This is a genomic window from Streptomyces sp. NBC_01390, assembly GCF_045040105.1.
Taxonomy (GTDB): domain Bacteria; phylum Actinomycetota; class Actinomycetes; order Streptomycetales; family Streptomycetaceae; genus Streptomyces.
This window is the reverse complement of sequence record NZ_CP109551.1, coordinates 9,940,003-9,965,648: the sequence shown is the minus strand read 5'-3', so window position 1 is coordinate 9,965,648 and position 25,646 is coordinate 9,940,003. Positions and strand designations below refer to the sequence as shown.

Annotated in this window: 18 protein-coding genes; 7 read left to right on the top strand and 11 right to left on the bottom strand. The window is 69.0% G+C overall.

Features of this window, described 5'->3' with window-relative positions; all coding sequences use genetic code 11:
• Window positions 1–123 precede the first annotated feature (123 nt).
• Entirely contained in the window at window positions 124–981 is an 858-nt protein-coding gene (fdhD, locus tag OG241_RS44600; protein WP_405824088.1) for a formate dehydrogenase accessory sulfurtransferase FdhD, read from the top strand.
• A 97-nt stretch (window positions 982–1,078) separates the two neighbouring features.
• Here fdhD and OG241_RS44595 read toward each other — a convergent pair whose 3' ends face one another.
• The gene (locus OG241_RS44595; protein ID WP_405824086.1) at window positions 1,079–1,510 is read right to left on the bottom strand and encodes a MarR family winged helix-turn-helix transcriptional regulator; all 432 of its coding nucleotides are present in this window, start codon (window positions 1,508–1,510) and stop codon (window positions 1,079–1,081) included.
• A 460-nt stretch (window positions 1,511–1,970) separates the two neighbouring features.
• Between OG241_RS44595 and OG241_RS44590 the strand changes: the two genes are divergently transcribed.
• Window positions 1,971–3,872, top strand: coding sequence for an exo-alpha-sialidase (locus OG241_RS44590; protein WP_405824084.1), 1,902 nt, complete (start codon window positions 1,971–1,973; stop codon window positions 3,870–3,872).
• Window positions 3,873–4,064: 192 nt separating this feature from the next.
• Here the strand turns inward: OG241_RS44590 and OG241_RS44585 are convergent, their stop codons facing one another.
• Window positions 4,065–5,081, bottom strand: coding sequence for a bile acid:sodium symporter family protein (locus tag OG241_RS44585; protein WP_405826772.1), 1,017 nt, complete (start codon window positions 5,079–5,081; stop codon window positions 4,065–4,067).
• 171 nt (window positions 5,082–5,252) lie between these two features.
• On the opposite strand from OG241_RS44585, the gene OG241_RS44580 reads away from it, so the two are divergent.
• Both OG241_RS44580 and OG241_RS44575 read left to right on the top strand, forming a co-directional pair.
• Entirely contained in the window at window positions 5,253–6,116 is an 864-nt protein-coding gene (locus tag OG241_RS44580; RefSeq protein WP_405824082.1) for a LysR substrate-binding domain-containing protein, read from the top strand.
• Window positions 6,117–6,435: 319 nt separating this feature from the next.
• Window positions 6,436–8,262 carry an AMP-dependent synthetase/ligase gene (locus OG241_RS44575; protein WP_405824081.1) on the top strand — a complete coding sequence of 609 codons (1,827 nt, stop codon included), beginning with the start codon at window positions 6,436–6,438 and terminating at the stop codon, window positions 8,260–8,262.
• A 35-nt stretch (window positions 8,263–8,297) separates the two neighbouring features.
• On the opposite strand, the gene OG241_RS44570 is transcribed toward OG241_RS44575, so the two are convergent.
• From OG241_RS44570 to OG241_RS44550, 5 genes are read right to left on the bottom strand one after another with little or no spacing between them, the layout of a single operon-like run.
• Complete coding sequence (locus tag OG241_RS44570; RefSeq protein ID WP_405824079.1) at window positions 8,298–10,343, bottom strand: PQQ-dependent sugar dehydrogenase; 2,046 nt, start codon at window positions 10,341–10,343, stop codon at window positions 8,298–8,300.
• A 10-nt stretch (window positions 10,344–10,353) separates the two neighbouring features.
• Window positions 10,354–12,669, bottom strand: a complete 2,316-nt coding sequence (locus tag OG241_RS44565) for an alpha-galactosidase (RefSeq protein ID WP_405824077.1) — start codon at window positions 12,667–12,669, stop codon at window positions 10,354–10,356.
• Window positions 12,666–14,594 carry a discoidin domain-containing protein gene (locus OG241_RS44560; RefSeq protein WP_405824075.1) on the bottom strand — a complete coding sequence of 643 codons (1,929 nt, stop codon included), beginning with the start codon at window positions 14,592–14,594 and terminating at the stop codon, window positions 12,666–12,668. Before OG241_RS44560 ends, OG241_RS44565 begins: the two co-directional genes overlap by 4 nt.
• Before the next feature lie 12 nt (window positions 14,595–14,606).
• Window positions 14,607–15,398, bottom strand: a complete 792-nt coding sequence (locus OG241_RS44555; RefSeq protein WP_405824073.1) for a Tat pathway signal sequence domain protein — start codon at window positions 15,396–15,398, stop codon at window positions 14,607–14,609.
• A 4-nt stretch (window positions 15,399–15,402) separates the two neighbouring features.
• The gene (locus OG241_RS44550; RefSeq protein WP_405824071.1) at window positions 15,403–16,596 is read right to left on the bottom strand and encodes a glycoside hydrolase family 105 protein; all 1,194 of its coding nucleotides are present in this window, start codon (window positions 16,594–16,596) and stop codon (window positions 15,403–15,405) included.
• 427 nt (window positions 16,597–17,023) lie between these two features.
• Between OG241_RS44550 and OG241_RS44545 the strand changes: the two genes are divergently transcribed.
• The gene (locus tag OG241_RS44545; protein ID WP_405824069.1) at window positions 17,024–17,860 is read left to right on the top strand and encodes an aldo/keto reductase; all 837 of its coding nucleotides are present in this window, start codon (window positions 17,024–17,026) and stop codon (window positions 17,858–17,860) included.
• A gap of 492 nt (window positions 17,861–18,352) precedes the next feature.
• On the top strand, window positions 18,353–19,048 hold the full coding sequence (locus OG241_RS44540; RefSeq protein WP_405824068.1) for a glycoside hydrolase family 75 protein: 696 nt from the start codon (window positions 18,353–18,355) through the stop codon (window positions 19,046–19,048).
• Between the two features lie 103 nt (window positions 19,049–19,151).
• On the opposite strand, the gene OG241_RS44535 is transcribed toward OG241_RS44540, so the two are convergent.
• Together OG241_RS44535 and OG241_RS44530 are read right to left on the bottom strand one after the other, a co-directional pair.
• Window positions 19,152–19,853 carry an SDR family oxidoreductase gene (locus OG241_RS44535; protein ID WP_405824066.1) on the bottom strand — a complete coding sequence of 234 codons (702 nt, stop codon included), beginning with the start codon at window positions 19,851–19,853 and terminating at the stop codon, window positions 19,152–19,154.
• 410 nt (window positions 19,854–20,263) lie between these two features.
• Window positions 20,264–21,184: a class I SAM-dependent methyltransferase gene (locus OG241_RS44530; protein ID WP_405824064.1), complete on the bottom strand. Its 921-nt coding sequence runs from the start codon at window positions 21,182–21,184 to the stop codon at window positions 20,264–20,266.
• A gap of 155 nt (window positions 21,185–21,339) precedes the next feature.
• Here OG241_RS44530 and OG241_RS44525 point away from each other — a divergent pair, with 155 nt between their 5' ends.
• The gene (locus OG241_RS44525; protein WP_405824062.1) at window positions 21,340–22,110 is read left to right on the top strand and encodes a phytanoyl-CoA dioxygenase family protein; all 771 of its coding nucleotides are present in this window, start codon (window positions 21,340–21,342) and stop codon (window positions 22,108–22,110) included.
• A gap of 126 nt (window positions 22,111–22,236) precedes the next feature.
• On the opposite strand, the gene OG241_RS44520 is transcribed toward OG241_RS44525, so the two are convergent.
• Both OG241_RS44520 and OG241_RS44515 read right to left on the bottom strand, forming a co-directional pair.
• Window positions 22,237–23,961, bottom strand: coding sequence for a glycoside hydrolase family 6 protein (locus OG241_RS44520; protein ID WP_405824060.1), 1,725 nt, complete (start codon window positions 23,959–23,961; stop codon window positions 22,237–22,239).
• 78 nt (window positions 23,962–24,039) lie between these two features.
• On the bottom strand, window positions 24,040–25,530 hold the full coding sequence (locus tag OG241_RS44515; RefSeq protein WP_405824058.1) for a cellulase family glycosylhydrolase: 1,491 nt from the start codon (window positions 25,528–25,530) through the stop codon (window positions 24,040–24,042).
• Window positions 25,531–25,646: the final 116 nt, after the last annotated feature.

Sequence of the window (25,646 nt, the reverse complement as noted above, 5' to 3'; positions counted from 1 at the left end):
CGCTACAAGCCGTTGCCTCGCGACGACAGGATTCCATGGCCCGCGGAGCCGGCTCGCGCGTGCAGGACAATGAGAACGAGAAGGTCACCTACCAGCACGTACAGAACCGGGGCTGATCAGGACATGGGACGAGTCACCGAACGGCGCAGGGTGCTCCGGATCCGGGACGGGGCGGTCTCCACCCGGCCGGACACGCTCGTCGCCGAGGAACCCATGGAGATCCGGCTGAACGGCAAGCCGATCGCCATCACCATGCGGACACCGGGCGACGACTTCGCGCTCGCCGCCGGCTTCCTGGTGAGCGAGGGCGTGCTCGCCGAGCGGCGCGAACTCCAGAACATCGTGTACTGCGCGGGGGCCACCACCGACGGCTCGAACACGTACAACGTGGTGGATGTGCGGACGGCTCCGGACGTGGTGCTGCCCGACATCACGCTGGAGCGGAACGTGTACACGACGTCCTCGTGCGGCCTGTGCGGAAAGGCCAGCCTGGACGCCGTCCGTACGACGGCGCGCTGGGCGATCGACGACGGCGCCGACGCTCCCCCGCTCCGGCTGACACCGGAACTGCTCGCGAGCCTCCCCGACCGGCTCCGCGCGTCCCAGCGGGTGTTCGACCGGACCGGGGGCTTGCACGCGGCGGCCCTGTTCACGGAGGAGGGCGACCTGCTCGACATCCGTGAGGACGTGGGCCGGCACAACGCGGTCGACAAGCTGGTCGGCCGGGCCCTGCAGAACGGCGACCTGCCGCTGTCCCGCGTGATCCTGCTGGTCTCGGGCCGGGCGTCGTTCGAACTGGCCCAGAAGGCAGTCATGGCCGGGATCCCGGTGCTGGCGGCAGTCTCGGCACCCTCTTCGCTCGCCGTCGACCTGGCGGCCGAGTCGGGGCTGACCCTGGTGGGGTTCCTCCGGGGCGCCAACATGAACGTGTACGCGGGCGAGGACCGTATCGCCCTGCGGGCCGCGGCCTCCCGGGGCTGAGCGGTTTCCCCGCGGCACGGCGGCGGGGTCCCGAACGGCGGGGAGCGCCCCCTGCGCCGGTGGGGCCCCGCTTCTCCCCACCGGGTCGCCCCGGCCGCTAGCGCGTGCCCGAGACCCGGGTGAGCAGGCCCAGGAACAGCTCGCGTTCCACGCCGGTGAGCGGCGCCAGCAGTTCGTCGTTGGCCCTGCGTGCGGCCCGCTCGCAGCGGGCCAGCAGTTTTCGCCCCTCCGCCGTGACCGTCACCGCGTTCTTGCGCCGGTCGTGCGGATCGGGTGTGCGTACGACCAGTGAGGCGTCCTGAAGGTCGTTGAGCACGCCGACCATGTCCTTGGCATCGAGCCCCACCCCGCGCACCAGTTCGGCCTGCGCGACCGGGCCCACCTCCGCGACGGCGGAAAGCACCACGTGATGCCACATTTTCAGCCCCTCGTCCGCCAGCGCGGCGGCGACCAGCGCCCGTCCGCGGTCGGCGGCCCTCCCCAGGATCCAGCTGGGGAGGACGCGTATGGAACGAAGTTCGACAGACATGCGGAAATACTAACCAATAATCATTGGACCTCCCAATGGTTATACGTTTATCGTTGGGGCTCCCAACGGTTTCTCGACGCGCGAGTAAGAGGTGCGGATGCGGCGTGTTCGGTACGGGCACACAGGTGGTCCCCGGTTAACAGGTGGTCCCCCGTCAGACGCGGTCGCGGTCGGCGGGGCACTGCTCACCCCGGCGTACGACCTGCCGGTGGGTCCCACGACCGTCACCGGGTTCCAGCCGCACCGAATAGCAAGGTTGTCCTGATCCCCTGACACACGGTTCTTGTGGGGCGGCTGAGCATCCAACTACCGTCTGATGCGCGCACGTTGGACGTAGGATGTCCAGATTTTCGGATGCCCAATTGTTCAGATGTCCAGACCTCTGAAGTCACGAACTCTCAAGTCACGAACTCTGAAGTCCAGACGCATGAAGTCCAGACGTTGAAGGGCAGGGCCGTACATGCCGTCAAGTCTTCGCGCACGTCTCAGATACACCCTCACGGCCGTGTTCACCACGGCCGCTCTGCTGCTCGCGATGCCGAGCCCCGCAGGCGCCGAACAGGCCACCCGTACGGCTACGTTCGAACAGCAGGTGCTCTTCCGGGCCTCTCAGGACCCCGGATACGCCTGCTACCGGATCCCCGCGATCGTCCGGACCCTGAAGGGCACGCTGCTGGCGTTCGCCGAGGGGCGGAAGGACAACTGCGGGGACGCCGGTGACATCGATATCGTCGTCAAGCGGTCGACAGACGACGGGCGCACCTGGGGACCGGTCCAGGTGGTCGACGACGGCGGGGTCGACACGCACGGCAACCCGGCGCCCATCGTGGACCGGGAGACCGGCCGCATCCTCCTCGCGGAGAGCTGGAACACCGGCCGGGGCGGCGGCAACTGCCCGGTGCCCTGCGACCGCAGCCCGCATCTGCAGTACAGCGACGACGACGGGGAGACCTGGTCCGAGCCGCGCGACCTGAGCGCCGAGATCATGCCGCCCGACTGGAACTCCTGGTACGCGACGGGCCCCGTGCACGGTCTCCAGCTCACCCGGGGCGAGCACGCGGGCCGGCTCGTCTTCGGCGTCAACACCGAGACGTGGGACGGCAGTCGGATCACCGCCAACCACGCGGCGCTGATCATCAGCGACGACGGGGGCGACCACTGGACGGTCGGCGCCACCGACAGCTGGCCGATCGCGGCGGACGGCACCTTCCGGCAGAAGCCGTCCGAGGTGACGCTCACCGAGCGCACGGACGGGGTGATCCTGGTCAGCGGGCGTGAACAGGACGGTACCGATCTCGGACACCGCACCCAGGCCTTCAGCTCGGACGGCGGCAGCAGCTTCCTCACCCCGTTCCACGCCCTCCCGGATCTCTACGCGCCCCAGGTCCAGTGCTCCACCGTGGGCCTCGGCGCCCGGGTGCTGCTGGCCTGCCCGGGCGATCCCGACCGGCGCCGGACGATGATGATCCGCTCCTCCTACGACGGCGGGCGCACCTGGGACAGCGTGGACCGGGGCACGGTCGTCACGCGGGACTGGTCGGGCTACTCCGACCTGGTCAGGATCGACAGCGAGACGGTGGGCCTGATGTACGAGGGCGGCACCGTCGACGCACGCGACGAGATCCGCTTCGCCCGCTTCACCGAGGACTGGCTGACGCCCGCACGCGGCCCGGACCCGACCACCCGTGACCTGGCCCCCGGCGCCCGTCCGGCCGCGGTCCTCGGCGGTGCCACGCAGACCACCGGGGTGTTCGGCGGCGGCGCGCTGGAGTTCGACGGCGTGGACGACGCGGTGCGCCTCCCGTACAGCGACCGGCTTCCGCTCGGCACCAAGGACTTCACGGTGGCTCTCTGGTTCCGGACCACGGCGACGACGGGTGACCGGCCGCTGCTGTGGATGGGCGGGGTCGGCTCCACCCAGCCGCAGGTCTGGCTGCGGGCCGAACCCGCGAGCAACCGGGTCCGGGGCCTGATGACCGTCAGGGACGGCGCGTCGGCCGTCAGGACGGCTTCCGCGACCTCCGTGGGTACCTACAACGACGGCCAGTGGCACTTCGCGGCCCTGCGCCGTGGCGGCGGCCAGTTCACCCTCTTCGTCGACGGCACGGCGGTCAGCGTGGCGGACGTCACCGGGTCCGTCAGCCGCAACTCGGTGTTCGGGGTGCACGTCGGGCAACGGGTGGACAGCCTGCAGCACTTCAGCGGTGCGATCGACGATGTCCGGGTCTGGGACCGGGCGTTGGGCACCGCGGAACTGTCCGCGGCCTCCATGACGGCGACCGTGGACGAGGCGGCGGCCACGAGCAGCACGGTGCTGTGGCTGCCGATGGACGAGGTGAGCGAGAGTCGCTCCGCGCGGTAGGTGATTCGTTCGCCGCGGGCCGGTGGGGGCTGGTCGCGCAGTTCCCCGCGCCCCCTTCGGGGCGCGTTGCGCGCCCGGCCCACCCGGTCCGCGGCCCACCCGGTCCGCGGCCCACCCGGTCCGCGGCTCACCCGGTCCGCGGCTCAGCCGGTCCGCGGGCTCAGCCGGTCCGCAACCCACCCGGTCCGCGGCTCAGCCGGAACGGGTCGCCGCTGTCACGCGGGGCGGTCCCGCCGGGTTCTGGTCGGTGGCCGTCTCGTCGGCGGTCACCGGGTCCCGCGACCGGCGTTTGGCGATCACCGCGCACACCATCAGCTGCATCTGGTGGAAGAGCATCAGCGGCAGTACGGCCAGCGCGGCCTGGGACCCGAACAGGACGCTCGCCATGGGCAGTCCGGCCGCCAGGGACTTCTTGGAACCGGCGAACTGGATCGTGATCCGGTCCTCGCGGCCGAAGCCGAGCGCCTTGCCGCCGTACCAGGTGAGCGCCAGCATCACCGCGAGCAGGACGGCCTCGACGACCATGAGTCCGGCGAGCCGGCCGGGGCCGACCTGGTGCCAGATGCCCTCGACCACGCCCTCGCTGAACGCGGTGTAGACGACGAGGAGGATCGAGCCGCGGTCGACCAGCCCGAGCACCTTCTTGTGCCGGGTGACGAACACGCCGATCCAGCGCCGGAGCACCTGCCCGGCGACGAACGGGACCAGCAACTGGAGCACGATGTCGACCAGCGAGTCGAGCGAGAAGCCGCCGCCGGTGCTGCCGAGCAGTGTGGCCGCGAGCAGCGGGGTGACGACGATGCCGACGAGGGAGGAGAAGGAGCCGGCGCAGATCGCGGCGGGCACGTTGCCCCGGGCCATCGAGGTGAAGGCTATGGACGACTGGATCGTGGACGGGACGAGGGTGAGGAAGAGCAGGCCGGTGTAGAGGTCGTGGGTCAGGAACACCGGTTCGAACGCGCGGGCGGCCAGGCCGAGCAGCGGGAAGACGACGAACGTACAGGCGAGAACCGTGCCGTGCAGGCGCCAGTGTTTCAGCCCGGCCAGCGCCTCCCGGGTGGAGAGGCGGGCGCCGTAGAGGAAGAAGAGGAAGGCGATGGCGGCCGTGGAGGCACCCGAGGCGACGTCGGCGCCCGTCCCGCGTGCCGGGAGGAGTGCCGCGAGGCCCACCGTCCCGAGCAACAGCAGGATGTAGGGGTCGATCGGCATCCAGCTCGGCCACTTCAGGCGTTTCACGGTGCTCCACTACTCGGGTTCAGGGACGGTCGGATTCGGGGACGGTCGTGCCCTTTCCATCGTCCTCCTCGGCTCCGTGATCGGGAATCCCGTACACCGCTCTGACTGTCATCGCGGTTCGTGATAACGAGGTAGCGTGGAGACGTGTACGACCCCTCTCATCTGCGGACCTTTCTGACGGTGGCCCAGACGCTCAGTTTCACGCAGGCCGCCCGCCGGCTCGGGCTGCGCCAGTCCACGGTCAGCCAGCATGTGCGGCGCCTGGAGGACGCGGCCGGGCGGCAGCTGTTCTCCCGGGACACGCACTCGGTGGAGCTGACCGAGGACGGCGAGGCGATGCTCGGTTTCGCCCGCCGCATCCTGGAGGTGCACGAGCAGGCGACGGCGTTCTTCACGGGCACGCGGCTGCGCGGCCGGCTGCGGTTCGGCGCGTCCGAGGACTTCGTACTGACCCGGCTGCCGGAGATCCTGGAGGCCTTTCGCAACGACCATCCCGAGGTCGGTGTGGAGCTGACGGTCGAGCTGTCGGGCACCCTGCACGAGCAGCTGGCCGCCGGGAAACTGGATCTCGTCCTGGCCAAGCGGCGCCCCGAGGATCCGCGTGGTGAGCCGGTCTGGCACGACGAGCTGGTGTGGATCGGCGCGCAGCGGCTGCGACTGGAGGCCGACCGTCCGGTGCCGCTGATCGTGTACCCGCCGCCGGGCATCACCCGTGCCCTCGCCATGGAGGCCCTGGAGCGGCAGGGCCGGGCGTGGCGCGTCGTCTGCACCAGCGGCAGCCTCAACGGACTGATCGCGGCGGCCCGTGCGGGCCTCGGCGTGATGGCCCACTCGCGCGGCATGATCCCGCCCGGTCTGGTCCGCGTGCCCGACCGCGCCGGGCTGCCGGAACTGGGCCAGGTCGACTTCGTCCTGGTCCACGGCCGACGCCGTACGCCGGCCCAGGGCGCGGCGGACGCGCTGGCGGCGGCGATCCTCACGAGCGGGGACCGGCTGCACCGGCGCTGACGGGACGGGCGTGACGAAATCGACGTCCGTGACGCAGTGAGAGAAGGCGAACGGTTGCCCGCAGGTCCTTCGGGATCTTAAAGAGAATCCCAAGAGCCCTGGCACGGGCGGTGAGCGGGTCGGTCGGATTCGGTGGAGATAACGGGACCGGGTCGTCCCTCGGCGGAGGAAGATCTGTCCGTCCCCTACCCATACAGACGCAATTTTCCGCCCGCCCCGGCGCATAAGCACAGCACCGCCCGGTTTCGTACCCCCTCCCGCGGTATGAGGCCGTGGGGTAGCTTTCACGGCGCTGTGCAAGGCGTCACGAGGAGCGGGTTTGCGCGAATTCACCAACCCTCCGTTGGCGTTGGCGCCGCCCGTGGGCGGACTGGCCGACGTGGTGTTCGAACATGCCCAGGAAGACCCCCTGCGTGTCGCGCTCGGCCGGAAGGACGAGGCGGGCCAGTGGCAGGACGTGACCGCGGGCGAGTTCCGCGACGAGGTCCTCGCCCTCGCCAAGGGCCTGCTCGCGCGGGGCATCCGGTTCGGGGACCGGGTCGCGATCATGTCCCGTACGCGCTACGAGTGGACGCTCTTCGACTACGCGCTGTGGACGATCGGCGCCCAGGTGGTGCCGGTCTATTCGACGTCCTCGGCGGAGCAGGTCTTCTGGATGCTGTACGACGCCGAGGTCACGGCCGCGATGGTGGAGCACGAGGACCATGCGATGACCATCGCCACGGTCATCGACCGGCTTCCTCAGCTGCGCCAGCTGTGGCAGCTCGACGTCGGCATCGTGCAGGAGCTCTACGAGGCCGGCGCGCACCTCGACGACGACATGGTGCACCGGCACCGGCTCGCGGTCACCCCCGAGTCGACCGCGACGATCATCTACACCTCCGGCACCACCGGCCGCCCCAAGGGCTGTGTCATCACCCACGCGAACTTCATGTTCGAGGCGGACACCGTCATCGAACGGTGGGAACCGGTGTTCCACTCCAAGAAGGGCGACGAGGCGGCGACCCTCCTCTTCCTCCCCCTCGCGCATGTCTTCGGCCGGATGGTGCAGGTGGCCGCGATCCGCGGCGGGGTGCGTTTCGGCCACCAGCCGCAGCTCAACGCGGCAGCCCTGCTGCCCGACCTCGCCGCGTTCCGGCCGACGTTCTTCCTCGGCGTGCCGTACATCTTCGAGAAGGTCTTCAGCGCCGCCCGCCGCAAGGCCGAGCGGGAGGGCAAATCCGGCCCCTTCGAGAAGGCCGTCGAGGTCGCGGTGCGCTACGCGGAGGCCATGGAGGAGAAGGCCTGGGACATGGGCCCCGGCCCGTCGGCGGGCCTGCGGATGCAGCACCAGCTCTTCGAGAAGCTCGTGTACTCCAAGATCCGGGCCGCGATGGGCGGGCGCGTACGGCATGCGATGACCGGCGGTTCGGGCATGGACCGGCGGCTCGGGCTGTTCTTCGCGGGCGCGGGCGTCCACATCTACGAGGGCTACGGCCTGACGGAGACGACGGCTGCGGCCACCGCCAACCCGCCGGAGCGCACCCGTTACGGCACGGTCGGCCAGGCCATCCCCGGTATGACGGTGCACATCGCGGACGACGGCGAGATCTGGCTGCGCGGCGACAACGTCTTCCAGGGCTATCTGAACAACCAGAAGGCGACGGACGCGACCCTGCACGACGGCTGGCTGGCCACCGGCGATCTGGGCTCCCTCGACGAGGACGGCTTCCTCACGATCACGGGCCGCAAGAAGGAGATCCTGGTGACGTCGGGCGGCAAGAGCGTCGCCCCGGGAGGCCTGGAGGAACGCGTCCGGGACCATCCGCTGGTCGCCCAGTGCATCGTGGTCGGCAACGACCGGCCGTACATCGCGGCCCTGGTCACCCTGGACCGGGAAGCCGTCGAGCACTGGCTGGCCATGCGCGACAAGCCGCAGCTGACCTCGACGGAACTGGTCCGCGACCCGGACCTGGAGAAGGAGGTGCGGCGCGCCGTGGTAGCCGCGAACACCCTGGTCTCCAAGGCCGAGTCGATCCGTACGTTCCGCATCCTGGCCCAGCCGTTCAGCGAGGAACACGGTCTGCTGACGCCGTCCCTGAAACTGAAACGCAAGGCGATCGAGGACGCGTACGCGAAGGAGGTCGAGGCCCTGTACCGGGCCTGACCTCCTTCGGGACTGTCTCCGGGACCAGGTGTGGACTAGGTGATGTTCACGCGGAAGATCTTGTCGGACCCGTCCGGCTCCCCTCCGTTGTTGTCGCTGTTGGTGGTGGACAGCCACAGCTGGTCCGCGCCCGGCACCTTGGTGACCGTGCGCAGCCGGCCGTAGGTCCCGACGTAGTACGCGGTCGGCGTGCCCACGCTCTCGTTGTCGCCGTTGATGGGGATGCGCCACAGCCGCTCGCCGCGCAGGGACGCCATGTAGACGACGTTGCGGACGATGGCGATGCCGCTGGGCGAGGCGTCGGCGACGTTCCAGGTGGCCTTCGGGTTGGTCATCCCGGAGACACTGCACGTGCCCTCGCAGGTGGGCCAGCCGTAGTTGGCGCCCGGCTTGATCAGGTTCAGCTCGTCCTTGGAGCTGTTGCCGAACTCTGCCTCCCACAGGCGGCCGCCCCGGTCGAAGGCGAGGCCCTGCGGGTTGCGGTGGCCGAGGCTGTAGACGTAGTTGCCGAACGGGTTGCCGGGAGCGGCTTTCCCGTCGGTCGTCATACGCAGGATCTTGCCGTTGAGAGAGGTCTTGTCCTGCGCCAGGTCGGGTGTCTGGGCCTCGCCGGTGGACACGTACAGATAGCCGTCGGGGCCGAAGGCGAGACGGCCGCCGTTGTGGTAGCGGTTCTTCTTGATGCCCTGGAGCAGGACCTTGTAGTCGCCGAGTTTCGTGCCGTCGTAGGTCATACGGACGACGCGGTTGCCCTCGGACGCGGTGTGCATGAAGTAGACGTAGCGGTTGGTCGCCCATTTCGGGTCGACGGCGACGCCGAGCAGTCCGCCCTCGCCGTTGGTGGTGACGGCCTCGGGGACGGTGCCGACCTTGGTACGGGTGCCGTCCTTGGCGAGTTTCCAGACCCCGAAGTCGTCCCGCTCGGTGACCAGCGCGCTCTGGCCGTCGGGCATCCAGTACGTGCCCCACGGGATCGTCCAGCCCGTGGACAGCGTGGAGACGGAGGACGGGACGCCGCCGTCGGTGGCGCAGGCCTTGGTCGTGAGGCCGACCGTGTTGCTCTGCTCGGAGACGTTTCCGGCCGCGTCGCGCGCGACGACGTTCAGCGTGTAGGGGCTGTCGCAGGCAAGGCCGGTGAGGGTGGTCGAGGTGCCGGTGGTGACGGACTTGTAGACGGTGGAGCCGCTGCGCACGTCGTACGCGACCACCGCCCGGTCGTCCGTCGAGGCGCCCCAGGTCAACTCGGCGCTGTTCGCAGTGACATTGGCGGCCGTAAGGGTGCCGGGCCTGGTCGGCGCGCTGGTGTCGGAGCTGGGTTTGGTGGTGCAGTCGACGACAGGGCTGGCGGCGGAGGTGTTGCCGGCCGCGTCGCGGGCGATGACGGTCAGGTTGTAGGTGGTGGCGGGCGTCAGACCGGTCAGCGCCTTCGAGGTCGAACTCCCGGGCGCCTCACCGATCTTGTTGCCGTGCTCGTAGAGGTCGTACGCCGTCACGCCCGCGTTGTCGGTCGAGGCGCCCCAGGCCAGGGTGAGTCCGGTCTCGCCGATGTCCGCGCAACTCGGCTGCCCGGGACGGGTCGGGGCCTGGGCGTCGGCCGCCGCCGTGACACCGATGCGGTCGAGGTTGGGGCCGCCGTTCGCGGTGGTCGCGGTCGCGCGGATCTTGTTGGAGCCCGCGGTGAGCGGGACGTTGACGGTCTTGTTGACCCAGGTGTTCCAGTCGGCGGTGGCCGGAAAGGTGACACCGGCGGCGACCACCGTGCCGCCGACGGAGATGTCCATCGGACGGTCCACGGCGGTGCCGTTGGAGTACCGCAGGACGACGGCGGAGGTTCCGGCGGAGGCGGCGCTCACCGTGAACTCCACATACGAGCCTGTGACGTTGGTGTAGTCGACGAAGCCGGTGCCCGTGTAGCCGGTGTGGTTGGTGGCCACCGCGCCCTGCACGACGGTGGCGTCCTCGGCCTGGTAGTCGGTGGCGGCCCGCGCGGCGGAGCCCGCCAGGCCGACGAGCGGAAGGGCGAGCGGGACGGCGAGGGCCAGTGACAGCCCCCACGGCCAGGCTCTGCTGGGATTCTTCATGGCTGTCCCCTCAACCCGTGTACTGGGTGAAGACCTTGAGGTATTCGTACGGTTGTTGCGTCACGCCGCTGCAGGCGTCGCCGTCGGTGCCGGACCCGCACGGGCGGTCGCGGTTGACCGACCAGTAGGTGAGGCGGCCGATGTGGTGCTCCTGGGCGTAGGCGAGCATCGTTCTGAAGTCGGCGACGCGGACACGTTCACCGGAGTCGTCGGTTTTGCCGTTCATCGACGACAGGCCGATGTGGGCGTAGGCGGTCGCGTCGGAATAGCCGTACGCCGCCTTGACGCGGGCCTTGAGGCCCTCCATAGCCTGGGTGGTGAGGGTGCCCATGTTCGTCGCGCCGCCGCCGAAGTCGAACGGCATGACGCACCACACGTCGTTCGCCAGACCGGAGTTGGCGGCGCGCTTGATCATGTCGACGCCGGTGGAGTCGGGGCCGCTGGTGGTCGATCCGAAAGTGATGATCGTCTTGAGGCCGGGGTTGTTCGCCTTCGCCGTCTTCAGCGCGTCCACCACGCGTTGCCGCACGGTCGCGTTGGACCACTCGGTGTTCTCGATGTCGATGTCGAGCACCTTGAGCCGGTAGGCGTTGATCACCTTCTGGTAGGCGCCGGCGAGCGCGGCGGCACTGGAGCACTTCTCGCCCAGCTTGTTCCCGCTCCAGCCGCCGACGGACACGACCACGTCACCGCCCGCGGATCTGATCGCGTCGATCTTCGACTGGTCGTTGCCGCCGGTCAGCGGGCGGGTGCCGTCCCACTTCGGGTTGCAGGTGCCGTCGGAGAGGACGAACGCGAGCGTGAACCACTTGACGCCGGTCGCCGACATCACGGCCGTCGGGTTCTGGGGACTGCCCCAGCCGAGGTACTCGTAGGGGGCGACGGCCATGCCGGGCGCTGCTGCTGCCGCCGGCTCCGGGGCTGTCGCTGGCACCGCTGCTGGCGCTGGCGCCGCCGGTGCAGAAACGTTCACGTTGTTAACCGGCTTCACACGGATCAGCCGTGTTTCACCCGGCCGCAGCGTCGCGCTGTACGAGTCCGCGATCACGCCCTTGTGCGAGCCCGACCAGAGGTCCGTGACGTCGCCGGAACCGCTGAAGCCCACCTGGGACCAGTTCACACTGACCGTGCTGTTGCCGGACGTTCCGGTGTTGAACAGGGCCACCACGTAGTCGCCGCTGTTCTCCCGTTTACTGAAGACCTGCCTGACACCACTGTTCACAACCCGTTTCGCGGCCACCCCGTCCTGGTCGACGCCGATCAGCCGGTCATTGGCCAGCATCGCCTTGTCGACGGAGTCGAGTGCGGTGAGGTCGGTGCCGAGCAGCAGCGGGGACGCCGCCATCGCCCACAGGGTGAAGTGCGAGCGCCGCTGGTCGGCGGTCAGCCCCACCTCGTCACCGTTGCCGATCTCCAGGGAGTCCAGGTCGTTCCAGCCGCCCGGTCCGGCGTGCGGCTGCCAGGACGCGGCGGTGTTGAACCGGGAGGAGACATGGGACCAGTCGGTCAGTGGATAACCGCTGCCGTTGGCGCCGGGTCCGCAGTAGCACTCCACGTCGCCCTGCGTGCGCCAGCTGTTGGCGAGCCGGCGCCAGGTGGAGGCGTCCGCGATCGGAAGGTTGTTGGACAGCGCGTAGTTGATGGGCCGTCCGGTGGCACGCAGAGCCTTGTCCCAGGCCTCGACGTCGGGGATGTCCTGGCTGCCCACGCCGTCGATCTTCAGGTAGTCGACTCCCCAGGAAGCGAACTGCCGCGCCCACGAGTTCACGAACTCCTGTGCGCCCGGCTTCCCGTAGTCGATGTAGTACATGTTCTTGCAGTTGTAGTTCTTCTCGGTCTTCGACGTGTCGGCGATGTCCTTGGCGTGGTAGGACGTGCCCTCGATCGGGGTGTTCTTCAGGACGGCGTTCTTGGCGATGCCGGGCGTGACGTAGAAGCCGAACTTCAGGCCCTTGGAGTGGATGTAGTCCGCCAGCGCCTTGATGCCGCCGGGGAACTTCGCCGAGTCGACGGCCCACCGGCCGGCCGAGTCGACGACGAAGCCGTTGTCGTCGCACTTCTGCCAGAAGTCGTCGAGGTTGACGTACACATAACCGTGGTCCTTCAGACCGCTCGACACCAGCGCGTCGGCCTGTGCCTTCAGCTTCGCCTCGGTCGGTGTGCGGCGTACGAGGCTCCAGCTGCTCCAGCCCATGGCGGGCCGGACCGACTGGCCGTTGTCGGAGGCGGCCGCCGGGCGGGCGGCGGCCAGCATTGGGATCGCCGAGGCGATCAGCAGCCCGATCACCGCCACGACCAGCGATCTGACGCGGGTGATACCCGTCATGACTGTCCCTCGTTCCATGACTGTCCCCCGTTCACCGGAGTCGCGTATGAGGTGCCGATCCACGCCTCGTCGATGCGCAGGCGCTTGTAGCGGGTGGTGTCGGTGGCGGCCGCCCAGGTGGTGTCGACTTCGAGGCGTACGTAGCGGGCGCTGACGGCCGTGAGGTCGATCCCCTGCATCCCGCGTCTGCTCGCCAGTTGACCGGTCTTCACCGCGTTGCCCCAGGTCGAGCCGTCGTTGCTGACGAACACCTTGTAGTCCTTGATCCGCGCCGACTGCTCGGTGTCCGAGCGGGCGTAGACGACGGAGTCCTCGCGCTGGTTGAGCCCGACGTACCGCACCTGCTTCGCCGAGCCGAGGTCGAAGGTGAGGTTGACGGGCAGGGTCCTGTCGCTGTCCCAGTAGGTGAGGTGGTCGCCGTCACCGGCGGCGGCGCCCGCGTGGCCGCTCGCCGACGCGCTCGCGCTCACCTTGACGCCGGAGAGGATGCCCTGCCGTCCGGCCGTGGTGACCTTGAAGACGGTGTCGTACGGGTCCCAGTCGCCGAGGCCGCTCAGTGTGAGTACGCCACCCGACTGCGACCAGGAGACCGCCGCTCCGGTACGGAGGTCGGTGACGGCGGAGACGCGGTAGCCGTTGTCCCGGACGCGCAGCACGCTGGTGCTGGGCGGGGTCAGGACGTGCACGTACTGGCGGTTCGGGTCGGCCTTGGCGACCGTGGTGACACCGTGCGCCCCGTCGTTCCAGAAGCCGGGTTTCAGGCCGCCATGCAGGTAGCCGCCGCCCTCGGTGCCGTGCAGGGACTCCCAGATGGGGTCGAGGTAGGAGTCCGCGAAGGTGTTGAAGGAGGCCTGGTTGGCTGGGAAGGTGCCATTGACCCGGGCGGTCTCCGCCATGAGGGCCTTCACTGAGGAGCCGGCGTTGGTGACGAGCCGGCCGAGGGTGAGCATGCGGTCGACGGCGGGGTCGGAGCCGTCGTACCACCAGGCGCCGGACGAGGGGAGCTTGAAGTCGGCCTCGGTCAGGCGGGGTTGTGCGGTGTATACAGCCTGCGGGTAGTCGTATGCGGGCGACATTCCCGTCTTCTGCTCATTGCTGATCATGTCCATGATCGGCGTGTCCTCGTTGTTGTTGCTGAGCGTGTAACCGGGCCGCTTCTGCTGGATCTGCGCGTAGAGGTTGTGGCTCTCCCAGTACGCGTTGTCGTTGTCGATCCAGAAGCCCCCGAGGTCGGGATAGCGGTCCATGACCTCGAAGAAGTTGTCGTAGCCGAACTGCCCGAAACCGTCACGGGTGGTCAGGTCGACGTTCGAGCCCTTGTAGGCCGAGTACGCCGCCGAGTCGAGCCACTCGTGGCCGCCCTCGGCGTGCCACTGGGGGTCGTCGGTCATGTAGAGGATGACCTTCAGCCCCTTGGCCTTCGCGGCGGTGATCAGCTCGCCGACGAAGTCCCGCTCGGTGGAGCAGGAGCCCGGGATCTTCGACGGCCAGGGGCGGGCATAGCCCAGGCGGCTGTGGAAGGTGGCGAGGACGAGGTACTGCGTGTGCAGTTTCTGCGCCTCTTTCACCCAGTAGCCGGGCGTCCAGCCGCCGTTGGTGACGTCGTTCTCCCAGGCGGAGCAGCTGGTGTGGGCGGGTGCGGTGCGCAGGCCCCAGTGCAGGAAGAGGCCGCCGGTGGAGGCCCGGAGGAAGTCCTGGCGGGGGTTGTCCAGGTCGAACGGTCGCACCGCCGGACTCGCCGCGTCGACGGCCTTGACTGCCTTGACTGCGTTCACGGCTGCCGCGCGCGAGGCGGAGTACGGAGCGGGTTGCGGGACGGGGAGCGGGGCGGCGAGGGCGCCGGGCTGGGTGAGTCCGAGGACGGCGGCGAGGACGAACAGGACGATCGCCCCTGCCCCGCGCGGGGAAACGGTGGGGGGTTTCATGGAGGCGGCTCCTCAACCGAGCTGGTAGCCACGGAGGTTGGTGAGCAGCATGTAGGTGTCCTGCAGGGATCCGGAGGTGTCGCCGAGGGAGCGGTAGATGCCCCACTTCGGGCGCACGCGGTCGGCCAGGAAGGTGTCCAGACCGGTTTTCGAGGCGTCGATCACGGTCGCACCGCCGGACTTGAGGATCCAGCGGACCGTGCCCGCCGTGCCGTTGCCGACCTTGATCTGGAAGTCGACGTCGGTCCATTTGTCGTGCAGCGGGTCCAGGTTCACGCGACCGATCAGGACGTTGTCGATGGCCTGCTTGAGTTCGATGGTCTGCACGCCGTTCACCCGGCGCAGCGACTGCACGATGAGCGGCGAGGTGCCGCTGCCCGGCTGCTTCATCTGCATGATGTGGGTGAAGGTGGTGGTCGCCTTCAGTGAGCTCGGGATGTACATCGAGTAGGTGACCCGCCAGGTCTGCCCCTCGGTCCACTTGAGGTAGTCGCTGCCGCTTCCGTTGCGCAGGCCGGTGACCTCCTGGCGCTGGCGGTCGGTCGAGGTGTCGCGGTCGACGGTGTGCATGTTGAAGCGCCAGTTGTTGCCGGTGGCGTAGATGTGCGGGTGTGCGGCGGGGTGGGAGTCGGCGCGGTCGTCCTCGATGGTCTCGAAGGCGCCGAGGCCGTCGGCGCTCGCCGACGGGGCCCACTTCTGCTGCCAGGAGGCGGCGTGGGCAGTGGTGGCGGCCGACAGACCGACGGCCGCTCCGGCGGCCCCGCCGAGGGCGGCACCCAGCAGCGTCCTTCTGGATGTGCTCATGACACTAATCTCCTCGCAGTTGTTCGTTCATGATCAGGAAGGCGCCCAGACCGTGGAAGTCGTTGACGGCCCGGGTGCGGGCGACGTAGTACGCGTAGTCGCCGACGTTGGTGCCGACGGAGATGTCGGCGAGCTCGGTCCGGCCGTCCGCGCCGGTCGAGAGCTTCGCGAGGACGCCCTGGTGACCACGCTCGGCGACAGCCTTGAAGTGCGGGGCCAGATAGCCGCGTTGGGCACCGCGCGAGAGGGCGTAGGTAAACATGCTGGAGCAGGACGTCTCGGTCCAGTTGTCACTCTGGCCGCCCTTGTCGATCACCTGGAACCAGCGCCCGGTCGCCGGGTCCTGGAACCGCTCCAGACCGGCCGCCAACTTGCGCACGATGGCCAGGAGTTGTGGGCGGCGCGGATGGTTCGCCGGGATCGCGTCGAGGACGTTGACGATGGCCATGGAGTACCAGCCGACCGCACGGCACCAGTGCTCGGGAGCGAGCCCGGTCCCCGGATCGGCCCAACCCACGCTCTTCGACTCGTCGTAAGCATGTCTGAGCAGCCCGTTCGCGACCTGCAGATGACCGCCGTAGACGGCGAGTTGCTTCGCGGCCTCGTCGTTCGCGTACGCACTGTCGCCGAACTCCTTGCCGTACTCGACGAGGAACGGATTCACCATGTAGACGCCGTCCGCCCAGAGTTGATGAGCGCGACTCGCGGTGTCCGCGTGCCAGAAAGCGCCGTCGCCCGTGCGCGGGAAGGTGTTCAGACGGTCGCGGATCTTCCTGGCCGCCACGCGGTAGCGGTCCTGGCCGGTCTCGTGGTGCAGGATCACCAGGAGCCGGCCGGCCTGCATGCTGTCGAGGCTGTTGAAGGCCTGGTCGATGGAGCCGTCGCTCTTCACGAAGCGGTCGACGTAGTCCTGGATGTAGGCGAGTTGGCGGGTGTCGTGGGTGCGCCGGTAGACGAGGTACTGGCCGTAGAGGTAGAGGCCGACCGGGTAGGACCAGCCGCCGATGGTGCTCGGCGTGTAGCGGGCCATGGTGGAGTCGACGACGGCCAGGGACCGGTCGGGGGCCGCGGCCGGGCTGGGGGTGGGCCGACCGCTCGCGGCCACGGCCGGTTGCGGAGCGGCCGCGGGGAGCGCGGACAAGGTGACGGCGGTGAGCGCGACGGCCGTGAGGGCCGTCGACAGACGCCGGTGTCTCATGTTCATCCCCTTCGATGGGATTCAGGGGTTTTGTTGGCTTTGTCGGACCTTTCATCGGATGTCTTGCAAATGGAGCCCTCTCGTCGGGGCGGGAGGTATCGCAGACTCGTCCAAGGACGTGTGCCTGCTTTCCGGACGGATGGGGGAGGGAAAGCCCAGGCCAACAGGTTATTCACATAGCCGAACAGAATTCAGCAGCTCGTTCGACGGCGCCATACAGCGTCGCGGCATGACGGGCTGCGGTCAATGGTCCGGACCGATGACCTCGGATGCATTTTTGGCCAATCTTGCTTCCGGGACTGACTCACCGGTCAGTTCGCACCGGTTCCCCGGCGACACAGGCGGCCCGGGATGCGGCACAGGATGCGGCGTGGCTCGTGATCGTACGATGGGAGTCCCCACCCGACGACTGAAGGATCGAGAGCTCGTGAGCAGCAAGGTCCCCCCGATCACTCTGAACAACGGCGTCGAGATGCCCCAGCTGGGCTTCGGCGTCTGGCAGGTGCCGGACGACGAGGCGGAGCGGGCGGTCACCACCGCCCTGGAGGCCGGGTACCGCAGCATCGACACAGCGGCGATCTACGGCAACGAAGAGGGCACCGGCAAGGCCATCGCCGCGTCCGGCGTTCCCCGCGAAGACCTCTTCGTCACCACCAAGCTCTGGAACAGCGACCAGGGGTACGACTCGACCCTCCGCGCCTTCGACACCTCCCTGGAGAAGCTCGGCCTGGAGTACGTGGACCTGTATCTGATCCACTGGCCGCAGCCGGCCAAGGGCAGGTTCGTCGACACGTACAAGGCGTTCGAGAAGCTCTACGCGGACGGCCGCGCCCGGGCTGTCGGGGTCTCCAACTTCCTTCCCGAACACCTCGACCGGCTCCTCCCGGAGACGTCGGTCGTCCCCGCGGTCAACCAGATCGAGTTGCACCCGCATCTCCAGCAGCACGAGTCCCGCGAGTACCACGCGGAGCACGGCATCGCCACGGAGGCCTGGTCCCCGCTCGGCTCCGGCAAGGGTCTGCTGGAGGTCCCGGCGATCGTGGCCATCGCCCAGAAGCACGACCGTACGCCGGCCCAGGTCGTCCTGCGCTGGCATCTGCAGCTGGGCAACGTGGTGATCCCCAAGTCCGTGACGCCGTCCCGGATCAAGGAGAACATCGAGGTCTTCGACTTCAGCCTGGACACGGAGGACCTCGCGGCGATCAGCGCGCTGAACGAGGGCCGCCGGCTGGGTCCGGACCCGGCCACGTTCGAGTCGGGCTGACGACACCCGGACAGTACAGCCGGACAGTCACGGCAACGCCCCGGTCCGCGCCGACTCCGGTCGCCGTTCCGGGGCGTTTCGCTTGCCCCGGGGCGCGTACCCGGCCGTCATGCAGGCGTGAACTCATGACGCCCTGAACCGTGAAGCCGTGAAGCCGTGAAGCCGTGAGCAGAATTTCGGCACGGCCGGGACATCCCGAGGCATCCGGGACGCCACCCCGGTCGGCGGTGCCCGGCGCCTCACTCCCGGCGCACGGCACCCACACGCACCGCCCCCACCACCCGCACTCCCCCGGAACCGCCCGGGCGCCCGCACCCTCCCGGCTCCCGCCCGGCCTCCGCCGCGTCCAACTCCCGGCGGGACGAAGAGAATCGGGCCGCAGCGAACCCCCGTAGCGAACCCCGGTCGACGGGGTTGACGCGGGCATGGTGGCAGGTCCATTTTGGAGCCCACCCGGTAAGGAAACTTTCCTAACAGAAGGGTCCCCCCACAGTGCGCTCTCGAACACTGACCCTCACCGCGGCCGCCGGTGCGGCCCTGCTCGCCACCGCCGCGCTCCCCTCGTACGCCTCGGGCGCGGCCCGGCCGGCGTCCACCAGGGAGGGCTCGGTCAGCGCGGCCGACCTGCTCGCCAAGGTGACGTCCTGCTCCCAGCTCTCCAACGGCAAGTACCGGACCGACGACGAGACCTCGGCGTCGGTCCCCGTGTGCGGCAAGAACGGCGCCGTGTTCTGGAAGGCCGACATGGACGTCGACTGCGACGGACAGCGCACGTCGAAGTGCAGCGAGGACACCGACCCCTGGTACCAGGACGACACGGCGTTCCATCAGTCCAACGGCAAGCCCCTCAAGGCCGATTCCCTGCCGTACGTCGTCGTGCCCAGCTCCAGCAGCATCTGGAACTACTCCGGCGCCGGCATCAAGGGCGGTGGCGTGGTGGCCGTGATCTACAACAACAAGGTCGAGTACGCGGTCGTCGGCGACACCGGCCCCACGAAGATCATCGGCGAGGCGTCGTACGCCACCGCCAAGGCCCTCGGCATCGACCCCGACCCCGAGACCGGCGGCACTGGCTCCGGCGTGACGTACATCCTGTTCAAGAACTCGCAGGTGTCACCCATAGAGAGCCACAGCGCGGCGGTCTCCCTGGGTGACCAGCTGGCCAAGCAGTTCATCCGCAACAACTGACGCGACAACTGACCCGGGGGGGAAGGGGAGTTCGGGGCCCCGATGCCGCGTACTGGGACGCGGCACCGGGGCCCCGAACCAAACAACTCGGCCTGCGACTCCGTCAGTTGGGCTGACCGATAGGACGTACGACGACGGTGTTGACGTCGACTCCCTCCGGCTGGCGGATCGCCCAGACGATCGAGTCGGCCAGCTGGTCGGCCGTCAGCAGATGGCCCGGGGGCAGGCTGCCGTAGCTGTCCCAGAAGGGGGTCTCGACGCGCCCGGGGGCCACCAGTGTCACCCCGACGCCGAACTCCGTGACCTGACGGCGGGTGTTCTCGGCGAGGCCGGTCACCGCCCACTTGGTCGCCCCGTAGATGTTGCCCGGCCCATGGACGAACCCGGCGACACTGCCGACCAGCACGATCCGGCCCCGGGTCTCCTTCAGCGCGTCGATCGAGGCCCTGATGAGCAGCGCGGGCCCGAGCACGTTGGTCAGCACCATCTCGGACCAGCCGGCCGGGTCACCTTCGGCGACGGTGTCGTGGGTGGCGAACCCGGCGTTGGCGACGACCGTGTCCAGCCGCCCGAACTCCTTCAGCGTCGTCTCGACGGCGGCGCGCACGTCGTCGTACTCGGCCGCGTTCCCGGGAATCGTCAACAGGCCCTGCGGGCGCCCTAGTTCCTCCGCGAAGCCGGTCAGCCGTTCCTCGCCCCGGCCGGTGACGGTGACCCGGTGGCCGGCGGCGAGCAGCTGCCGCGCGACGGCCGCGCCGATTCCGCTGCCGCCACCGGTGATGAGTGCGACGGGTGAGTCGGTCATGGTGTCTACCCCCTGTGTGTGCCACGCGTATGCCCTGTCCGTGCCACGCGTGTGCCCTGCGCGTCGGTGAACACCGGGGAGTCCATCACTTGAAGCGCCCTCGAAGTCAAGCCGGAGGCGGGCCCGGCCGCGTCTGACTACCGAACACTTGCCCAGCGCTCCACCCTTCAGGGTGGAGGTGAAGGGCCTCCTGCCCATAGCGGCCCGGCGGGCCGCAGCGGCATGGCTGGAATCGCCTTGTCGGACAACGAAGTTGTCCGACCTACCGCCGGACGGGCGGGAAGTCAGGCCTGCGGAGGCCACGTAAGACCAACCCTCACCGGTCGGCAGAGGCCCGTGAAACAGGAACCCGCGGTGGTACTGCGTAGCAGTACGGACCAGAATCTCCCGCCCTCGGGCAGGAGAGGGCGTCAAGTCTGCGGTTTGCTGCCCGCGTACACCGTGTGCGTGGCCAGGACGAAGATGTCGGGGCGGTGGTGCAGGCCTGCCTTGTCGTCGGGGTCGAGGAGGCGGTCGAGGGTGGCGCGGTCCTCGGCGTCGAGCTCCTCCGCGAACATCGTGCGGCGTCGGTCGAAGACACCGATCACATAGGCGCGGGCCTCCTCCGTGAGCGGTGCGGGCAGATCGAGGAGGAAGGAGCGGGTGCCGGAGGGGCGCAGGCCGGCGGCGGTGAGCAGGGCCGGCCAGTCCTCCGTCTCGCGCACATGGCCGGGCAGGGAGGTCCGCATCTCGCCGAACCAGGACTGCTCGATCACGTCGAGCCGCGCCTCCAGGCCGGGGCGCCCGAAACCGAGGTCACGCGGCAGGTTGCGCTCCGGGAGGCCCCCCTCCATCACGGCGAGCGTGCCACCCGGCGCGAGTGCGGCGGCCAGCGCGGTGAGCGCGGCACGCTGGTCACCGACATGGTGCACGGCCCTGCTCGACCACACCAGGTCGGCGGGATAGTCCAACTCACCCAGTCTATCAGGGAGTTCGGCCAGCACAGTGCTGAAGCGGTCTGCGGTGCCGAGTCGCTCGGCGTTCTCGCGGGCCCGTTCCAGGAGCGGCGCCGAACTGTCGGCCGCGACGATACGCGCCTCGGGGAACGCCGTCGCGAAGAAGCCCGAGATGATGCCGGGGCCGCTGCCCGCGTCGACGATCAGCCCCGGTTCGGGCTGCTGCCCGGCCAGCCAGGCCAGGGCGTCGGCGTAGAGGGGCGCGAACAGTTCGGCCTGCCCCTCCAGGTGCGGAATCATCTTGGCGAAGTCGATGTCGTCGTGGTTGTGGGAATGGTGGGGGGCGGGGGTGGGCGCCTGGTCGTGGTCATGATCGTGCCGGTGCTGATGGGCCATGGTGTGCGGGCCTCCCGTTGTCGTTGGCACCAGCCTGCTCCGCCCGCGCCGAGCAGGCCAGTTCTGTTGCCACTACGGCAAACAGAAATCCCTTCTCGACCGCGCTCGGCAAAAGCCGGATGCGTGGGACAGCCCCGCTCCCCCACGATGTCCGAATGGACGATGAGCTTGTGAAGCGCTTCCTCGAAGACGGGTTCGTGAGGATCGAGGGCGCTTTCCCGCCTCGGGTCGCCGAGCACTGCGCACGGATGCTGTGGCGGGAGACGGGATGCGATCCGGACGACCCTGACACCTGGACGAAGCCCGTGCACTGGGTGTCGGACATGGCTCAGGGCCCGTTCGCCGCCGCGGTCAACACCCCTGTGCTGCATGAGGCGTTCGACGCGCTGGTGGGCGAGGGCCGCTGGGCGTCACGCTATTCGCTGGGCAGCTTTCCGCTGCGGTTCCCGCACGAGGAGGAACCCGAGGACGCGGGCTGGCACATCGAGGGGAGCTACTTCCCCGAGGGCGCGACCTGGCCGTACACGAACCTCCGGTCCCGGGACCGGTCCCTGCTGATGCTGTTCCTGTTCACCGAGGTTTGCGAGGCGGACGCCCCGACCCGCATCCGGGTGGGCTCCCATCTGGACGTACCACCGCTGCTGGAGCCGTACGGAGAGGAGGGCGTCTCGGGGCTGGAGATCGCCCCGGAGCTGGTGGCGGCCTCGGCACACCGGCCGCTGGCGTACGCCACCGGGAGCCCCGGCGACGCGTACCTCTGCCACCCCTTCCTGGTCCACGCGGCGCAACCCCACCACGGCACCCGCCCCCGCTTCATGGCCCAACCACCACTGCATCCGGCGGCACCCTACGAACTGGACCGTACGGACGAGACGTACTCCCCGGTGGAACTGGCGATCCGCCGGGGCCTGGGAAAAACCGCCTGAGCGGACCCGCTGAGGCCGGTCACGCACCCGCGCCCCCCTTCTTTTAGGGGCGCGGGGAACTGCGCGACCAGCCCCCACCGGACCCGCGGCCAAAAACGAACCGCGAATCCGCTGAACCGGCGGAGCCTAGAGCGCCGGGTAGGCGTTCCTCATCAGCTCCTGGAACTGGGCCGAGAACCACTTCCCGGCGAGCGGCGAGTTCCCCAGCGCCCCCGACATGTTGTTGTTGTTCAGGGGGTTACCCGTGTACGTCGGGTCGCACATCCGGTCGAAGCCCTTGCCCTCGTCGTTCGGGATCGCCGAGCTGGCGCCGTCGGACTCGCCCGGAGGCTTCATCCACACGTACGCGTCGATCCCGGTCGCCGGAGCGGCCTTCGGGCGTTCGCCCAGACCCGCGCCGGCCTGGTTGCACCAGTTGCCGACATGGATGCGCCGGTCGATGCGTCCGCCGTCGACGTAGGTGTCGACGCTGGTCTGCGGGCCGGGTCCGGTGGGCCGTGCGGTGCCGCCCCAGCCGTTCCTGGACGTGTCGATCAGCATGCCGATGCCCGACGGGAAGCCGACCGTGACCAGCTGGTTGCGGAAGGCCTGCGCGAAGGAGAGCTCATCGGTGTACCGGTTCCAGTCCACCCACTTCGACTCGCGGACGGACTTGCCGGCCACGGTGTCGTTGATGGTGAAGTTGGTCTCCTTCAGGGCGCTGAAGTTCGCCGTGTTGGAGATGAACCCGTGCACGTCGTTGACGGTCGCACCCTCGGCGGTGGCCGCCTGCTTGAACAGGTCTGCCGCGGGGCCGAAGTTGTCGTCCCAGCCGAGCCAGCCGTGGTGGGCGACATCGATGTAGTTGTAGACGTTCGGCACGTCACCGAGCTTGTTGAGCGCGTAGCCGACACCCTTGATGTAGTTGCCGTTCGCCTTCATCACATTGCACTGGGGCGTGGCCGTGGCCTTGCTGCCGGTGTTGGTGATGAGGTTGGGCAGCGAGTCGATCTCCACTGCCGTGACGATGCGCAGGCCCGCGTACTTGGCGTCCGCGAGGATCGCCGCGATCGGGTCGATGAACTGGGTCTTGTACTTGTCGATCTCCGTCGGGCCGAGTTCCCCGTTGGAGGCGAGGGCGGCGCAGTCCCGTCCGGGCAGGTCGTAGATGACCAGCTGGACGACCATTTCGCCCGTGCCCTTCTGCTGGAGGGCCGCGTCGAGGTGAGCGCGCAGGCCCATCTTGCCGCCTGCTCCGCCGATCGCGGAGATCCGGTCCAGCCAGACGCCGGTGGGCTGGTTGGCGACCCGGCTGCCGCCCGGTTCGGCGGCGGCGTTCGCCGCCCACTCCGGGTTCACGTACACCTTGGCGCCGGCGTACGGGTTGTCGACCCTCGTGCCGGTGCCGGGGCCCGGGTCCGTGGGGCCGGGCGGGTCCGTGGGGCCGCCCCCGCCGTCGACGTTGCAGGTGACCCCGTCGAGGGTGAAGGTGGTGGGAATCGCGTTCGTTCCGCTGTAGCTGCCCTGGAAGCCGAAGCTCGCCGAACCACCGGTGGCGAGCGTGCCGTTGTAGGACTCGTTGGCGGCGGTCACGGCGGTCCCGCTCTGGGTGATCTTCGCGTTCCAGCCGCTGGTGACCTGCTGGTTACCGGCGTACGCCCACTTCACGGCCCAACTCGTCTTGGCCGCGCTGTTGTTGGTGACCGTCACGGCGGCGGTGAAGCCGGTGGACCACTGGTTCTGCACCGTGTAGGCGACGGTGCAGGGGATCGCGGCGATGGCGGCATCGGCCTGCGCGGCGGCCGCCGCGGCACCGGTGGCACCGGCGACCAGCGCCATGGAGGCGAGGATCGCTGTTCTGGTACGGCTCATGAGTGCGGTTGTCCTCTCGTTTTCCTGTGGGGTGCGAAGGGGGTGCGAAGCGCCTTGCCGGGGTGGGGAGTTGGTGCACTAACCGATGGCGCGCAGATGGTCGCGCAGACCGATTCCGAAGGCCGTGGGTGTGCCGTCGTAACCGGAGATCAGGGACGGTCCGGTCGCGCAGTTCCAGGTGTTCCAGGTCCAGCCGAGGTACGACAGGGAGCGGTCGTCGAACCACTTCATGACCCGGTCGACGAAGGAGTGCGCGCAGGTGTTCTCGCCGATCTCACCCGCCACCAGTGGGACCTGGGCGGCGACCGGAGCGAGCGTCGAGTTCCAACAACTTTCGCTGGAACACGAGTTGAAGTTGTAGATGTGCCAGGCGGCGGCGAGATTGCCCGCCGGGTCGGTGGGCTTGTACGTGAGCCACTGGCTGAGGTCGTTCGAGTACGCGAGCCCGCCGGCCAGGATCACGTTCTTGGCGCCGGTGGACCGGACCGCGTCGATCAGATCCTGCATACCGGCTACCTCGTACCCGATGCCGGAGCAGGTGCCGCCGTCCCGCCAACAGGTCCAGGCCTGGGCCGCCGTGGAGGTGGCGCGGTCCGGGTAGGGCTCGTTGAACAGGTCGAACACGACGGTCTGGTCACCCTTGAAGGTGTTCGCGACCGAGGACCAGAAGGCGGGCGAGTACTGCATGTCGGGCATCGGCTTCTGGCAGCTCGCGTGTACGTCGGAGCAGCCGGCCGAGTTGCCCGTGTACTGACCCCAGGTCCAGTGCAGCTCGACGACCGGCGTCATACCGTTCGCCTTCACCTTCGCCACCAGGTCCTTGACGGCGGCGATGTAGTTGGCGCCCGCGTACTCGGGCTTGATGTTGGACAGACCGAGCCAGCACTCCTCGTTCAGCGGGATGCGTACGGTATTCACTTTCCAGTCGGCGATCGCCTTGACCGAGGCGTTGTCGGCCGGTCCGTCCCAGATGCCGTTGCCCTGGACGCACGCGAACTCGCCGCCGGAGCGGTTGACGCCGAGCAGCCGCCGGGTGGCGCCGCCGGAGTCGACGAGCTTGTTGCCGGACACGTGCAGGGCGGGTGCTCCGGCCTCGGGGGCCGGTGGAACGGTGGACGACGCAGTCGGGGACGGCGTCGGGGACGGCTCCGAATCCGCGTTGCATGTCGTCCCGTTGAGCTTGAACGACGCCGGCACGGGATTGCTGCCGGACCGCGAGGCGATGAACCCCGCGCTGACGCTCGCGCCCGTGCCCAGCGAGCCGTTGTAGCTCTCGTTGGCCGCGGTGACGGTGGTGCCGGCCTGGGACCACTTGGCGTTCCAGCCCTGGGTGAGCTTCTGACCTGCGCCGAAGTCGAAGGTCAGACTCCAACTACTGAGCGCCGCCTGGTTGTTGGTGATCCTGACGGAGCTCTGGAAGCCGGCGTCCCAGGTACTGGTGACCGAGTACTCCACCGTGCACGCGGGGGTGGCTCCCGAAGCTGTGAGGACCGGCGCCACCGCGGTGCCCACAAGGGCGACGGCAGCGCTGAGCACAAGTAAAAGACCTGAACGCGGAGGGTGTCGCATGAGCGACTCCTTGCAGATCGGGCGCGTCGTTGCGGACGCGTCGACTGACGGAATCGCTCCCACTGGTGTCAACGAAGCTAGCGCCAAGTGACGGCAAAGGACAGGGGTGGTTGCGT

Excerpts from the sequence above, each read along its gene's own strand:
- OG241_RS44530 (WP_405824064.1), bottom strand. The coding sequence starts at position 21,184 with ATGGCCCATCAGCACCGGCACGATCATGACCACGACCAGGCGCCCACC.
- OG241_RS44560 (WP_405824075.1), bottom strand. The coding sequence starts at position 14,594 with ATGAAACCCCCCACCGTTTCCCCGCGCGGGGCAGGGGCGATCGTCCTG.
- OG241_RS44595 (WP_405824086.1), bottom strand. The coding sequence starts at position 1,510 with ATGTCTGTCGAACTTCGTTCCATACGCGTCCTCCCCAGCTGGATCCTG.
- OG241_RS44565 (WP_405824077.1), bottom strand. The coding sequence starts at position 12,669 with ATGACGGGTATCACCCGCGTCAGATCGCTGGTCGTGGCGGTGATCGGG.
- OG241_RS44525 (WP_405824062.1), top strand. The coding sequence starts at position 21,340 with ATGGACGATGAGCTTGTGAAGCGCTTCCTCGAAGACGGGTTCGTGAGG.
- OG241_RS44535 (WP_405824066.1), bottom strand. The coding sequence starts at position 19,853 with ATGACCGACTCACCCGTCGCACTCATCACCGGTGGCGGCAGCGGAATC.
- OG241_RS44555 (WP_405824073.1), bottom strand. The coding sequence starts at position 15,398 with ATGAGCACATCCAGAAGGACGCTGCTGGGTGCCGCCCTCGGCGGGGCC.
- OG241_RS44570 (WP_405824079.1), bottom strand. The coding sequence starts at position 10,343 with ATGAAGAATCCCAGCAGAGCCTGGCCGTGGGGGCTGTCACTGGCCCTC.
- OG241_RS44520 (WP_405824060.1), bottom strand. The coding sequence starts at position 23,961 with ATGAGCCGTACCAGAACAGCGATCCTCGCCTCCATGGCGCTGGTCGCC.
- OG241_RS44585 (WP_405826772.1), bottom strand. The coding sequence starts at position 5,081 with ATGCCGATCGACCCCTACATCCTGCTGTTGCTCGGGACGGTGGGCCTC.
- fdhD (WP_405824088.1), top strand. The coding sequence starts at position 124 with ATGGGACGAGTCACCGAACGGCGCAGGGTGCTCCGGATCCGGGACGGG.
- OG241_RS44590 (WP_405824084.1), top strand. The coding sequence starts at position 1,971 with ATGCCGTCAAGTCTTCGCGCACGTCTCAGATACACCCTCACGGCCGTG.
- OG241_RS44550 (WP_405824071.1), bottom strand. The coding sequence starts at position 16,596 with ATGAGACACCGGCGTCTGTCGACGGCCCTCACGGCCGTCGCGCTCACC.
- OG241_RS44515 (WP_405824058.1), bottom strand. The coding sequence starts at position 25,530 with ATGCGACACCCTCCGCGTTCAGGTCTTTTACTTGTGCTCAGCGCTGCC.